At 70.6% G+C, this 13,759-nt stretch carries 12 protein-coding genes; 6 read left to right on the forward strand and 6 right to left on the reverse strand.

The annotated features are described in order from the left end of the window. Nucleotides 1-13: 13 nt before the first annotated feature. The 3 genes from OG417_RS38105 to OG417_RS38115 are packed head-to-tail and all read right to left on the reverse strand — an operon-like array spanning nucleotide 14 to nucleotide 3,580. Nucleotides 14-1,027 carry an ABC transporter permease gene (locus tag OG417_RS38105; RefSeq protein ID WP_329239661.1) on the reverse strand — a complete coding sequence of 338 codons (1,014 nt, stop codon included), beginning with the start codon at nucleotides 1,025-1,027 and terminating at the stop codon, nucleotides 14-16. A gap of 22 nt (nucleotides 1,028-1,049) precedes the next feature. Beyond that, complete coding sequence (locus tag OG417_RS38110) at nucleotides 1,050-2,069, reverse strand: ABC transporter permease (RefSeq protein WP_329239665.1); 1,020 nt, start codon at nucleotides 2,067-2,069, stop codon at nucleotides 1,050-1,052. After that, nucleotides 2,069-3,580 (reverse strand): sugar ABC transporter ATP-binding protein, encoded by a 1,512-nt coding sequence (locus tag OG417_RS38115; protein ID WP_329262871.1) that lies wholly within the window; start codon nucleotides 3,578-3,580, stop codon nucleotides 2,069-2,071. Before OG417_RS38115 ends, OG417_RS38110 begins: the two co-directional genes overlap by 1 nt. Before the next feature lie 276 nt (nucleotides 3,581-3,856). On the opposite strand from OG417_RS38115, the gene OG417_RS38120 reads away from it, so the two are divergent. From OG417_RS38120 to OG417_RS38140, 5 genes are all read left to right on the forward strand, one after another. After that, nucleotides 3,857-4,855 (forward strand): LacI family DNA-binding transcriptional regulator, encoded by a 999-nt coding sequence (locus tag OG417_RS38120; RefSeq protein ID WP_329239667.1) that lies wholly within the window; start codon nucleotides 3,857-3,859, stop codon nucleotides 4,853-4,855. Between the two features lies 1 nt (nucleotide 4,856). Continuing rightward, on the forward strand, nucleotides 4,857-5,585 hold the full coding sequence (locus OG417_RS38125; protein WP_329239671.1) for a (Fe-S)-binding protein: 729 nt from the start codon (nucleotides 4,857-4,859) through the stop codon (nucleotides 5,583-5,585). Between the two features lie 89 nt (nucleotides 5,586-5,674). Further along, nucleotides 5,675-7,048 carry a lactate utilization protein B gene (locus tag OG417_RS38130; protein ID WP_329262877.1) on the forward strand — a complete coding sequence of 458 codons (1,374 nt, stop codon included), beginning with the start codon at nucleotides 5,675-5,677 and terminating at the stop codon, nucleotides 7,046-7,048. Continuing rightward, entirely contained in the window at nucleotides 7,045-7,635 is a 591-nt protein-coding gene (locus tag OG417_RS38135; RefSeq protein ID WP_329239674.1) for a LutC/YkgG family protein, read from the forward strand. The genes OG417_RS38130 and OG417_RS38135 overlap by 4 nt, the downstream gene beginning before the upstream one ends. 61 nt (nucleotides 7,636-7,696) lie before the next feature. Continuing rightward, nucleotides 7,697-9,124 carry a rhamnulokinase gene (locus tag OG417_RS38140; RefSeq protein WP_329239676.1) on the forward strand — a complete coding sequence of 476 codons (1,428 nt, stop codon included), beginning with the start codon at nucleotides 7,697-7,699 and terminating at the stop codon, nucleotides 9,122-9,124. An 88-nt stretch (nucleotides 9,125-9,212) separates the two neighbouring features. Here the strand turns inward: OG417_RS38140 and OG417_RS38145 are convergent, their stop codons facing one another. Then, nucleotides 9,213-9,863 carry a hypothetical protein gene (locus OG417_RS38145; protein ID WP_329239677.1) on the reverse strand — a complete coding sequence of 217 codons (651 nt, stop codon included), beginning with the start codon at nucleotides 9,861-9,863 and terminating at the stop codon, nucleotides 9,213-9,215. A 490-nt stretch (nucleotides 9,864-10,353) separates the two neighbouring features. Between OG417_RS38145 and OG417_RS38150 the strand changes: the two genes are divergently transcribed. Continuing rightward, nucleotides 10,354-11,514 carry a WD40 repeat domain-containing protein gene (locus OG417_RS38150; RefSeq protein ID WP_329239681.1) on the forward strand — a complete coding sequence of 387 codons (1,161 nt, stop codon included), beginning with the start codon at nucleotides 10,354-10,356 and terminating at the stop codon, nucleotides 11,512-11,514. A gap of 75 nt (nucleotides 11,515-11,589) precedes the next feature. Here the strand turns inward: OG417_RS38150 and OG417_RS38155 are convergent, their stop codons facing one another. After that, the gene (locus OG417_RS38155; RefSeq protein WP_329239684.1) at nucleotides 11,590-13,062 is read right to left on the reverse strand and encodes an FAD-dependent monooxygenase; all 1,473 of its coding nucleotides are present in this window, start codon (nucleotides 13,060-13,062) and stop codon (nucleotides 11,590-11,592) included. After that, on the reverse strand, nucleotides 13,059-13,691 hold the full coding sequence (locus OG417_RS38160) for a PadR family transcriptional regulator (protein ID WP_329239687.1): 633 nt from the start codon (nucleotides 13,689-13,691) through the stop codon (nucleotides 13,059-13,061). Before OG417_RS38160 ends, OG417_RS38155 begins: the two co-directional genes overlap by 4 nt. Between the last annotated feature and the right edge of the window lie 68 nt (nucleotides 13,692-13,759).

A 13,759-nucleotide genomic window follows, 5' to 3' on the forward strand; every position in this document is an offset into this window, starting at 1 on the left:
CTTCGGTCACTGGTCAGGAGGAGGAGGCGGCGGACGGGGATCCGCGGTGATGTCGTCGTGTCTCGCGTACCGCCGCCGCGATCCGCGGCGTCAGCACGGAGACGATGAGGAGCAGGCCGGTGACGATGGACTGGATCTCGGTCGCGACGTCACGGAGCATGAGCAGGTTGCGGAGCAGGCCGATCAGCAGCACACCGGCGACGACGCCGCCGAGGGTGCCCTTGCCGCCGTCGAAGTCGACCCCGCCCAACAGGACCGCCGCGATGACGGTCAGTTCCATGCCCAGGCCGTTGTCGGCACGGGCGCTGCCGTACCGCAGCGTGTAGACGGCACCGGCGAAGGCCGAAACCACACCGGACACCACGAACAGCAGCAGCTTGATGCGCTTGACCCGGATACCGGCGAAGAACGCCGCCTCCTCCTGCGCGCCGATCGCGAACAACGACCGGCCCAGCCCTGTCGCGTGCAACACGATCGCGGCGAGCACGGCCAGCACGATGAAGAGCGCGAAGGGGTACGGGATCGGGGTGCCGGGCACCGTCTTGGTGGCCAGGTCGGCGTAGTTCTGCGGGAACTCCGCCACCGCCTTGGTGCCCAGCACGACGTAGGCCAGCCCACGGTAGAGCGTCATCGTGCCGATGGTGACGGCCAGCGACGGCAGCCCGAGGCGGGTGACCAACAGCCCGTTGACCAGCCCGGCCACCACACCGATCACCACAAGCAGCGGGATGATCGTCTCGATCGCCCAGCCGGCGTCCCACAGCGCGCCGAACACCGCGCTGGACATGCCCAGCACCGACGCGACCGACAGGTCCACCTCCGCCGCCACGACCAGCAGCGTCATCGGCAGCGCGATGAGCGCGATCTCCGATAGATCATCCAAAGCGAAGGACAGGTTGTCGGTGGTGGCGAAATCCGAGCTGCCGAACGCGCCGCCGACAAAGACGACGATCAGCAGGGCGGTGACGATGACGTCCCAGCGGACGAACCGGGTCAGCGGGCGGGGCGCCTCGATGCTCGGTCGCACGGCCGCATCCTTCACGGGGGCTTCAGGCGCCATGGCGGGCGTTCCTCCTTCGCAGCGCGCGGGTGACACGCAGGGACAACAGACGGTCCACGCTGATCGCCAAAAGCAACAACAGACCGGCGATGGCGTCCTGCCAGAAGGAATTGACCTTCAACACCACCAGCACACTGCCGATCGTGGTCAGCAACAACGCCCCCAACACCGCCCCGTACACACTGCCCAGACCACCCACGATCGCCACCCCACCCACGACGACCGCGGCGACCACCTTCAACTCCCACCCATGCGCCGCATCCGCCACCACCGTGCCGAACCGCGCCAGCCACAACACCCCCGCCAGCCCGGCCAGCACACCACTGACCACATAGGCCGTCAGGATCCGCTTACGGATCGCGATCCCGGCCAACCGCGCCGCATCGGGATTCGAGCCGATCGCGTAAAACTCCCGCCCCGAGGGGAACGAGCGCAGGTAATACCCCACCGCGAGCATCACGATGATCGTGATCAACGGCAGGTACGGAACCCCCAGCACACTGCCGCTCCCGAGCTCCAGCAGGGAAGAAGGCACATCAGCGGCGTTGATCTGCTGCCCGTGCGCCCAGTAATAATCCGCCCCCTGGATCACATACAAGGTGCCCAGCGTCACCACCAGCGCCGGCACCTTGAAGAAGCTGACCAACACCCCGTTGACCAGCCCACACACCGCACCGATCACCACGCCCACGACAAGGACCACCACGATGTTGCGGTCGTGGCCGAGCACGAACTTGCCCGAGGCGAAGGCCACCAGCCCCACCACCGACCCCACCGACAGATCGATGTTGCGGGTCACCACCACCATCGTCTGCCCGACCGCCAGCAACGCCAGAATCGAAGCGTTCAAGAAGATGTCCTTGACCCCCTGCTGGGACAGGAACGAGGAATTCGCCGCGGTCGTGACGACCACCAGCACGACCAACGCCGCGAGAATGCTCAACTCCCGCGCCCGCAAAACGGTGTCGACGAGCCGGCGCCCACCCGCGTCAACGGTCACAGCCGCCATCACGCCGCCTCCTGCCGGGCACGACCGGTCGCAGCGGCCATCACACTCTCCTCGCTCGCCTCATCCCGCGGGATCTCGGCGGCCAGCCGCCCCTCATGCATCACCAGCACCCGATCGGCCATACCGAGCACCTCCGGCAGATCAGAGGAGATCATCAACACCGCCAGCCCCTGACCGGCCAGCTCCGACAACAACCGGTGCACCTCCGCCTTGGTGCCCACATCGATCCCCCGGGTCGGCTCATCGATGATCAACACCGACGGCTCGGTCGACAGCCACTTGGCCAGCACCACCTTCTGCTGGTTACCACCGGACAACACCCCGACCGCGTCGCTGAGGCGCGCGTACTTCAACCGGAGCCGGATCGCCCAATCCGCCGCCCGATCACGCTCGACCTTCCGGGAGATCACCGGACCCCGCCGCAGCGACCGCAGCGTGGTCAAACCGATATTCCGCTCGATCGAGCCGTCCATGACCAGCCCCTGCTGACGCCGATCCTCCGGCACCAACGCGATACCCGCCGACACCGCAGCCGTCGGGCTACCACCCGGCAACCTGACCTCGCCGACCATCACGGTCCCGGCGTCATAACGATCGACACCGAAAATCGCCCGAGCCACCTCACTGCGCCCGGCACCGACCAAACCGGCCAACGCGACGATCTCCCCCGCACACACCTCGAAGGACACATCCGTGAACACACCCTCACGAGTCAGCCGCGACACCTCCAGAACGGGATCGCCGAGCGTGGCCTCCTGCTTCGGATACAACGTGTCGAGTTCCCGGCCGACCATCCGCTGGACCAGCTCATCCGGCGTAAGGTCATCGACCATTTCCGTGGAGACGTACCGCCCGTCGCGCAGGGTCGTCACCCGCTGACACAGCTCGAAGATCTCCTCCAACCGATGAGAGATGAACAACAACGCACAACCCTGACCCTGCAAAGTCCGGGAGACCGTGAACAACCGCGCGACCTCATTCCCCGACAACGCCGCCGTCGGCTCATCCATGATCAACACACGCGCCTCACGCGAAATCGCCTTCGCGATCTCCACGATCTGCTGATCCGCAATCGACAGACCCCGCGCCGGACGATCCGGATCCAACACCACACCCAACCGCTCGAACAGCTTCGCCGTCTCCGCACGAAGCCGACGCCGATCGATACGACCGAACCCCGCCCGCGGCTGACGCCCCATGAAGATGTTCTCCGCCACCGACAGATCCGGGAACAACGTCGGCTCCTGATAGATCACCGCGACACCCGCCTGCTGCGCATCACCAGGACCGTGGAACTCCACAGGACGGCCGTCCAACAACACCCGTCCCTGATCAGGGCGATACACACCCGCCAGGGTCTTCACCAGCGTGGACTTACCCGCCCCGTTCTCCCCGGCGAGCGCGTGAATCTCTCCGCCGCGCAGCTCCAGGGAGACGCCCTGCAGAGCCCGCACCGCACCGAACGACTTACTGACGTTCGACAAGGCGAGGATCGGTGGCGACTCGCTCATGCTTCCTCCGGAAGTTGAACGGGATAAAAACGTTTTAACGTGATTGACCTGGGACCGTAGATCTGAGGGTGCGGTGCGGTCAAGAGTCACATCGTCGTGATCTTCCGGAAACGCCACGTTCACTGCGTCTCTGACCAGGAAGAACGCCATCGAGGTAACGAGAAGGTCACCGTCGGGCCGGCCGGACCGCCACCCGGGGAGCGAGTTGACACGTTTTAATCAGGTCGTTCACAGTGAACGCCAGCAGATCGCGGAGAAGAGGTACCGGCGTTGGGCATGGGCACCGTGGGGATCAAGGAGGTCGCGCGCCGGGCCGGCGTGTCTCCCGGCACGGTCTCGAACGTGCTGAACCATCCCGAGCGGGTACGGGCGGAGACGCGTGACCGCGTCGAGCAGGCCATCCGCGATCTGGGCTTCGTGCGCAACGGCTCGGCGGCGACGCTGCGCGCCGGGCAGAACCGGGCGATCGGCCTGGTCGTGCTCGACGTCGGCAACCCCTTCTTCGTCGAGGTCGCCCGCGGCGTCGAGGACGTCGTCAGCGACCGCGACCACGCGGTCATCCTGTGCAACTCCGGCGAGTCCTTCGAGAAGGAGGCACGCAACCTGCGGGTCCTGGCCGAACAGCGGGTCCGGGGAGTGCTCATCACCCCGGCGGGCGAGGATCTCGCGAGCGTGGAGACGCTGCGCGCCCGCGACGTCGCCGTCGTGCTCGTCGACCACTCGGCGCCCGGTGACCTGTGCTCGGTGTCCGTCGACGACGTGGCCGGCGGCGACCTCGCCGTGACGCATCTGCTGGACCGGGGCGCCGAACGGCTGGCGTACGTGTCCGGGCCGATGGCGATCCGGCAGTGCAGCGAGCGGCGGAAGGGGGCGCGACGCGCGCTGCGCACCGCCGGCCTGCCGGTGCGGGCCCTGGAGGAGATGATCGTCCCGGAGATGAACGCGAACGGCGGCCGTGCCGCCGCGGAGAAACTGCTGGCCGCCGGGCTACCCGACGCGATCTTCTGCGCCAACGACATGCTCGCGCTGGGCGTCCTGCGCGCGCTCTCCCAGGCGGGAGTGAAGGTGCCCGACGACGTGGCGCTGATCGGTTATGACGACATCGAGTTCTCCGCGGCCGGCACCGTACCGCTCAGCTCGATCCGGCAGCCGACGTACCAGCTCGGCAAGATCGCCACCGAACTGCTGCTGGACGAGTGCGACGACCCGGACGGCCACGCACACCAGCAGATCATGTTCCAGCCCGAACTCGTCGTCCGCGAATCGAGCCGCTGACATGCGCATCGCCCTGTTCGTCACCTGTTTCAACGACACCCTCTACCCCGGCACCGGCAAGGCGGTGGTCACGCTCCTGGAGCGGCTCGGACACGAGGTCGTCTTCCCCGCCGAGCAGACCTGCTGCGGGCAGATGCACTACAACACCGGGTACGACCGGGAGTGCGGGCCGCTCGTCCGGGATTTCGTTAAAACGTTCCAACCATTCGACGCGATCGTCGTCCCGTCGGCGTCCTGCGCCGGGATGGTCCGCGAGAACCACGTACGCGTCGCCCGCGCCGTCGGCGACCCCGGCCTGGCCGAGGAGACGCGCCGGATCGGCCCTCGCGTCCACGAACTGACCGAACTGCTCGTCGACGTGCTCGGCGTCGAGGACGTCGGCGCGTACTTCCCGCATCGCGTGACCTACCACCCGACCTGCCACTCCCTGCGGGCGCTCGGCGTCGGCGACCGGCCGCTGCGGCTGCTGCGCGCCGTACGCGGGATCGACCTCGTCGAGCTGCCGGACGCCGCCGAGTGCTGCGGCTTCGGCGGCACGTTCGCGCTGAAGAACCCCGACGTGTCGGCCGCGATGGGCGCCGACAAGGTCGCCCGGATCCGGCAGACCGGTGCCGAGGTGGTCTGCGCGGCGGACAACTCCTGCCTCGCCCACATCGGCGGCCTGCTGTCGCGGCTGCGGACGGGCGTACGGACCCTGCACCTGGCCGAGATCCTGGCGGCCACCGATTGAACGAGCGCACCATGAAAGCCAGACGAGGAGGTGCATCCGTGCCGGCGCACCACGACGCGGCCGGGGCGGCCATGCCGACGTATGTGGGGATGCCCGCCTTTCCGGACGCCGCACGGGCGGCCGTACGCGACACGCAGTTGCGCCGCAACCTCGCGCACGCCACCACCACGATCCGCACCAAGCGCGCCGCCGCCGTCGGCGAGCTGGCCGACTGGGCGGAGCTGCGGGAGACCGCGAAACAGATCAAGGACCACACGATCGAGCACCTGGGGCACTACCTGCGCCTGCTGGAGGAGCAGGTGACGGCCCGCGGCGGCACGGTGCACTGGGCCCGCGACGCCGCCGAGGCGAACCAGGTCGTCACCGACCTGATCAAGGCCACCGGCGAGACCGAGGTGGTCAAGGTCAAGTCGATGGCCACGCAGGAGATCGGCCTGAACGAGGCCCTCGACGCCGCCGGCATCCTCGCGCATGAGACCGACCTGGCCGAGCTGATCGTGCAGCTCGGCGGCGACCGCCCCTCCCACATCCTGGTTCCGGCGATCCACCGGAACCGGGCGGAGATCCGCGAGATCTTCCGCCGGGAGATGCCCGGGGCGCCCGACGACCTCACCGATGATCCCGCGCGTCTCGCCGAGGCCGCCCGCACCCACCTGCGCGAGCGGTTCCTCGCCGCGAAGGTGGCGGTGTCCGGGGTGAACTTCGCGGTGGCCGAGACCGGCTCGCTCGTCGTCGTGGAGTCCGAGGGCAACGGGCGGATGTGCCTCACGCTGCCGGAGACGCTCATCTCCGTCATGGGCATCGAGAAGGTCCTGCCGTCCTGGCGCGACCTGGAGGTCTTCCTGCAGCTCCTGCCGCGCTCCTCCACCGCCGAGCGGATGAACCCCTACACGTCGATCTGGTCGGGCGCGACGGAGGGACAGACCTTCCACCTCGTGCTGGTCGACAACGGCCGCGTCGCGACGCGCGACGACGAGGTGGGCCGCCAGGCGCTGCGCTGCATCCGCTGCTCCGCGTGCCTGAACGTCTGCCCCGTCTACCAGCGGGCGGGCGGTCACGCGTACGGGTCGCCGTACCCGGGGCCGATCGGGGCGATCCTGTCGCCGCAGCTGCGCGGCGCCGGCTCGCCCGTCGACGACTCGCTGCCGTACGCCTCGACGCTGTGCGGCGCGTGCTTCGAGGCCTGTCCGGTCGCGATCGACATCCCCGAGGTGCTGGTCCACCTGCGCTCGCGCGCCGTCCATGCCCGTACCGAGCGGGCCGCCATGCGGTTCGCCGCCTGGACGCTCCGCTCCCCCACCCGGCTGGCGTTCGGGCAGCGGCTGGCCGGTACGGCCGGACGGGTGCTCGGCCGGCGGGGCTTCATCGGGCGGCTGCCCGGCCCGCTGGCGCGCTGGACCGACACCCGCGACGCGCCCGTCCCCCCGACGGAGAGCTTCCGTGACTGGTGGAGCCGCCGATGAGCGCCCGTGAGGAGATCCTGCGCCGGCTCGGCGACGCGCCCGTGACCGGCTACGACGCCATCCCCCGGCACTATCTGCGCCGGCATCACGACGGCGACGTCGTGGCCCTGTTCGCCGAGCGCGCCGCCCACTACCGGGCCGAGGTACGGCGGATCGCCCGCGACGAGCTGCCCGCGGCCCTGGGCGAGACGGACGGCCGGTTCGCCGTGCCGGCCGGGCTGCCCGACGCGTGGACGGCCGGGTTCGACGCCGTACGAGACGATCCGCCGCTCTCCGTCGCGGAACTCGACGCGCTCGACGGCGTGGTCACCGGCTGCGCGGTCGCCATCGCCGAGACCGGCACGGTCGTGCTCGACCACGGCCCCGGGCAGGGACGGCGGGCGCTCAGCCTGGTGCCGGACGTCCATCTGGTCGTCGTCGAGACGGCCCAGATCGTCGCGGACGTGCCCGAGGCGATCGAGCGCCTGTCGCCGGACCGGCCCATCACGTTCGTGTCCGGTCCGTCGGCCACGAGCGACATCGAGCTGTCCCGCGTCGAGGGCGTGCACGGACCGCGCCGCCTGTCGATCCTGATCGTCGACGCCTGACGCGGGCCGACCGCCCTGGCCCGCCACCGACCTGTGCACCACCGAGCCGGATTGGGGAGACATGCAGCCGCGATCATTCGCCGCCGTGGACCTCGGCGCCTCCAGCGGGCGCGTGATGATCGCCCGGGTGGGCGAGGACGAACTGGCGCTTCGCGAGGCGCGTCGTTTCCCCAACCGCCCCGTTCGCGCGGCGGGCACGCTCTACTGGGACGTCCTCGGCCTGTACGGGCACGTGCTGGACGGCCTGCGGAACGCGGAGGGCATCGCGTCGATCGGGGTCGACTCCTGGGCGGTCGACTACGGGCTGCTCGACGCCGCGGGCGTCCTGATCGGCAACCCCGTCCACTACCGTGACGGCCGGGCCGACGGCGTCATGGACGACGTCGTCGCCGAGGTGGGCGCGCAGACCCTGTACGACGTCGGCGGACTGCAGTTCCTGCCGTTCAACACCGTCTACCAGCTGCTGTCCGCACCGGTCCCGGAGTCGGCGCGCACGCTGCTGATGGTGCCCGACCTTCTCGCGTACTGGCTGACGGGCGAGGCCGGCGCGGAGCTGACGAACGCCTCCACGACCGGCCTGTACGACGTGCGCGCCGGCGACTGGGCGTACCCCCTCATCACCCGGCTCGGCCTGCCCACGAAGATCTTCCCGCCGCTGCGGCGGCCGGGCGAGGTCATCGGCACCCTGCGGCCCGACGTCGCCGCCGAGACCGAGCTGCCCGAGTCGCTGCCGGTCACGGCGGTCGGCTCGCACGACACCGCCTCGGCCGTGTTCGCGGTGCCCGCCGAACACGACCGCTTCGGGTACGTCTCGTGCGGCACCTGGTCGCTGGCCGGGGTGGAGCTGACCGCCCCGGTGCTGACGGAGGAGAGCCGGATCGCCGGCTTCACGAACGAGGTCGGCGTCGGCGGCACCATCCGTTACCTGCGCAACGTGATGGGCCTGTGGCTGCTGCAGGAGTCGCTGCGCGCCTGGCGCGCCGAGGAGCGCCTGCCGGAGCTGCTCGCCGCCGCGGCGGCGGCCCCACCGTTCGCCGCGCTCGTCGACCCCGGTGATCAGTCCTTCATCCCGCCCGGCGACATGCCGGCGCGGATCGCCGCGTACTGCGAACGCACCGGCCAACGACCCCCGGCCGGACGCGCGGAGCTCGTACGGTGCGTCCTGGAGAGCCTCGCCCTCGGTCACCGCGCCGCGATCCGGGAGGCCGCCCGGCTGTCCGGCAGGCCGGTCGAGGTGGTGCACGTGGTCGGCGGCGGAGCGCGCAACACCCTGCTGTGCCAGCTGACCGCCGACGCCTGCGGGCTGCCGGTCGTGGCGGGCCCGGTCGAGGCGACCGCCATCGGCAACGCCCTGGTCCAGGCCCGCGCGCACGGCCTGACCACCGACCCGCGCGATCTCGTACGCCGAACCCAGGACCTCACGGTCTACCACCCCCGCGGCGACGAGTCCGCCTGGGATCGCGCCGCCCACCGCATCGGCCTGTCCTGACCCCCGGCCGCGCAGTCCCGGTCAGTCCGGCGGCACCGGAACCTGGACGCCTGCGCCTCCAGGTCACCCAGATCTGGCTGTGTCGTACCTAATCCTCCGAGGACTTCGAGACCTGGATGAGGAGGTCATGGACGAAATACGCCTTCACCGGGCGTCCTTCGAGCTCGAACGGCACGACGTGGAAGTACGCGTTGGGCATCCGGGTGGGCTCCCAGCCGAAGAACGCCTCGGCCTCCAGCCGCAGGACGGACCACGGGCGCAGATCGTCCGGTGACCGCATCGGCTCGCCCGACCTGCGCACGAACCGCCGGTCGATGACGTACTGCGCGACCTCGGTGTCCAGGCTCGTGTGCTCAAGCCAGAAATCGGGCCACAGCGGAAGGGCGAACCGGTGCCGGTGGGAGCCGCCGCTGACCGGGTCGCCCAGGATCGCCGCCAGGTCCTTGATCTTCGGCATGTCCAGCGCGCTCCACTGATCGGCGTCCTCCACCAGGTGAGCCGGCGGGTCGTCGTAGGGCGCCGGCGGGTCGAAGCGGGCCTCCGGAGCGATGCGGCGCATGTCGCCGAGCACGGAGAGCTGGTAGCCCTCCACGGTCAGCGAGTGCGGGGGACGCGGTTCGGGGTCGGCGAGCTTCTCACACGACCAGCACCACCACGGCTCCGGCCCGCCCATGCACCCGCCGGTGAAGTAGATCTCGCGACGTTCGTGGCGCCGGTACGGCTCGTCGTCGACGGGCATGCCGTACTCCACGGGCACCAGCGGCCCGTCACACCGTTCGCAGCTTGGGCTCATGCCCCCTCAGACGCCGCCGGCCTCCCCGGCGTTCGACAAAGATCAAGAATGAGTCCGCCGATTCAGCCGATCCCCAGACCTCCGGGCACCGGTCGTACTGACCGCACCGCCGGCCTGGGCCGGGCCGACGGGACCGGTCCCGAAACCACGCCCCTACCGTGCGCCGGGAGACGAGGACGAGCGAGACCCGGGCGGGGGAGACCAGATGGACGAGCAGCCGCAGGACGCGGGGCCTGGGAACGACCGGCAGCGTGCCGAAGGCGACCGCTCCCACCAAGAGTCGACCGCCGCGCCCCGAATACCGAGTTCGCCCGAGCAACCCCCGCCGACGGCCCGGACGGACGGCGGCCCACAAGCGGCGCACGAGGCGGCCGCACCGTCGGACCGACCTGAGACGGGGGCCCCGGCGGTCACGCGGCGCCGTCTCCTCGTCGGCGTGGGCGCCGTCCTCGTGGGCGCCGCCGTTCCCACCGGGGTCGCGGTCTTCCGCGGCGGCTCCGATGATCGTGGGAGCGGCCACGCGAAGCGGGCCGGCACGGGCGCCGCCGCTTCCAGCACCGCTCCGCCTCTGCCGCGCACACCTCCGCCCGTCGCCATCCCGGCACACCCCACCCTGCGGGCGCTCGGCACCCTCAAGGGGCACCATGGCCAGATCGATGCCTTCCGCTTCAGCCCGGACGGCACGGCCCTGGCGTCCATCGAAACTCGGGAAAACGGCGTACTGCGGCTGTGGGACGTGGCCGACCGCAAGGAGCGGGCCACGCCCGTGAGGAGCCCCGACGTCATCTTCAAGGCCCTCGCCTTCAGCCCCGACGGCCGCACGCTGGCGACCGGCAGCGAGGACCGGGCCCAGTTCTGGGACGCCGCGACACTGCGCCCGCTCGGGGAGATCGCCAGGTCCGATTCTTACTCGGTCGAGGCGTTCACCGCGATCGCCTTCAGCCCGGACGGCGAGTCCTTCGTCGCCAGCGGATTCGACGACGGGCGGATCCACTTCTACGATCCGGTCACCCGTGGGCCGGCCGGCGAACCCCTAGGGTCGGAAGACGCAGAAGACGCCAGCGCCCACATCCTGGTCTTCAGCCCGGATGGCAGCACGCTCGCCAGCGTCGACGAGTCCGGTTCGGAAGGCGTGCGGCTCTGGGACGTCGCCGCCCGCAAGCGGCGGGTCAAGCCGTCGCTCGACGTCTTCGGCGGTGCCCAGAACCTCGTGATCAGCCCGGACGGCGCCACCCTCGCCATCGACAGCGACTCCCGCAAGGTCCGCTTTCTCGCGACCGCCACCGGCAAGGAACAGGGCCGGCCGCTCGGCGGCCACATCGGCTCCGTCACCGGCCTGGCCTACAGCACCGACGGCCGCACCGTCGTGACCTCCGACTACTCGGGCCTGCACTTCTGGGACGCGACCACCCACAAGAAGCGGGCCACCGTCACCATCCCAGGGACCCCGCCCACCGTGGAGCACCCCGGCCGCGGCATCACCGTCACCAGGCCCGGAACCCGGACCATCATGCAGTTCGCCCTGAGCCCCGACGGCCGCACCGTCGCCACCGCCGGCGCCCAGGCGAAGACCATCGCTCTCTGGCGCCTGGAGTGAACACGTGCACCGGCGCGACCCGTTCCGGAGTTCGCCGGCGAGCAGGACGACCACGTGATCGCGGCTGTGATGGAACTACGCAGCAGGCGGGCTACCCGACGGACCGAACCAGTGTTGGAGCGCCTGGACGAGGCCGTCGTGATCGGTGGTGCTCACCCAGGCGGTGTGACCGTCCGGCCGCAGGAGGAGGGCGCGGAGTTCGGGGTGGCCGGGGCAGACCGCGGTGACGACGTCGACACGGCCGGCCCATCGCGCGGCCGGCTCGGGGACGGCGCTTCCTCCGGCCAGGTCGAGGAGCACCCCCCGGCCGGGGGCCAGCAGCGTGGCGAGGTCGGTGTCGCCGTCGCCGACGGCCAGTGTCAGGTTGGGCGCCAGGCGGCCGAGCCAGGGATGGTCGGTGCCGGGGCTCATGTCGTAGCGGGTGTCCAGGCCGGTGATGACCTCGGCGAAGGCGCGGTTGCCGTCGGGATGGCCGGCGACACGGGTGAGCAGATCGATGAGCGGCCCGAGCCGGTCGCCCGCGTTGGCGAGCAGCACCTGGGCCCGCGTGTTGGCCAGCACGTGCGCGCCGGCCGCGTGGCGTTCGGTGTGGTAGCTGCCGAGCAGGTGCTCCGGTGCGTCCCCGCGTACGGTGGCGGCGAGTTTCCAGCCGAGGTTGAACGCGTCGTCCAGGGCGACGTTGACGCCGATCGCTCCGGCCGGCGGATGGATGTGCGCGGCGTCACCGGCCAGGACGACCCTGCCCCGGACGTACGCGGACGCCTGCCGGGCCGCGTCGCCGAACCGGGTCAGCCAGCGCGGGGCGCGCAACTCGACACGGCGTCCGAGCGCGTCGTCCACCGCGGTCTGGAGCAGGTCCAGGGTGACCTGGGCGTCCTTGTCCACCGGCGGTCGCGGGTCGGCGGTGATGATCCGGACGTAGCCGGGGCGTGGAATGACGAACACCGACCCGCCGGGGCCCGTACGAACGCCGAACGGCAGCTCCCCGGGATCGGCGAGCTCGACGTCGCCGAGCAGGGAGAAGCGGGTCGCCTCGGTGCCGGGGAAGTCGATTCCGGCCTGCTTGCGGACGGTGCTGCGGCCGCCGTCGCAGCCGGCCAGGTACGCCGCCCGGACGCGGTATTCGCCGTCGCGGGTGGCGACGGTGGCGGTGACGGAGTCCGCGTCCTGCTCCAGGGCGCGCAGCTCGTGTCCGCGCCGGATGTCGGCTCCGAGGTCGCGGGCGTGCACCTCGAGGACCTCCTCGACCCGGGTCTGCGGGATGCCCAGGGAGTACGGGTGGTCGGTGTGCGCGCCGGGGAGGCCGAGCGTCACCGGCAGTCCGGAGAACGCGGCGTGCGGAACCCGCCGGCCCTCGGCGATGAGCCGGTCGGCGAGCCCGCGGCGCGCCAGCAGGTCCAGGGCGCGGGCGTTGAGGTTGAAGCCCCGGCAGAAGTCCGGCCGCCGGGGGTGGCGTTCGAGCACGACCGCGTCGACGCCGGCGAGCCGGAGTTCGCAGGCGAGCAGGAGCCCGGCCGGTCCGGCTCCCACGATCAGCACGTCGGTCATTTCCGTCCTTTCTGGTCCGCGGGTGCGGACCAGGTCCATCCCTGTTCGGCCCGTTCGACCCGGGGCCAGGACAGGCTGCCGTCGCGGATCTCGGCGATGGTCCGCCGCGTCCAGTCCCGTTCGGCCTCCCAGGCGTGCAGCGCGCACTCGACCTCGATCATGAACAGCCGGGGCACCCGGCCGGAGCCGACCGTCTCGGCCAGTACGGCCCTGGTCTCCACGATCCGCGCCTGCAGTTGGTCCGCGCGCTCGGCCAGCGCGTCCGCCGCGCCGTCGGGACCGAGTGCGCCGAGGTAGGACACCGCGGCCATGAACTTCGGATACTCCGCGACGGGCGTGCGGATGAGCTCGTCGATCCAGTGGACGAACTCGTCCCGGCCGAGTTCGGTGTGCGCGTACACGGTCCGTTCGGGCCGCCTGCCGTCGCGCTCGGTCTCCACCGGCTCGATCCAGCCGTGCCGGGCCAGCGCCTCGACGGTGTCGTACAACGAGCCTGAGTTGATCTTGAAGCTGCTGTCCTTGTGCCGTTCCCGCAGGACGGACGCCATCTCGTACGGATGCATCGGCTGCTCCTGCAACAGACCCAGGACGGCCAACGCAAGTGTGTTGGATATCTTCCGCTTCGCCATATAGTCACCGGCTCCTAATAGTCGGAACCTACTATAAGGCGCCCTCCGGGACGCCGAGGCGTCACCGC

The organism is Actinoallomurus sp. NBC_01490 (genome assembly GCF_036227085.1).
GTDB lineage: Bacteria > Actinomycetota > Actinomycetes > Streptosporangiales > Streptosporangiaceae > Actinoallomurus > Actinoallomurus oryzae.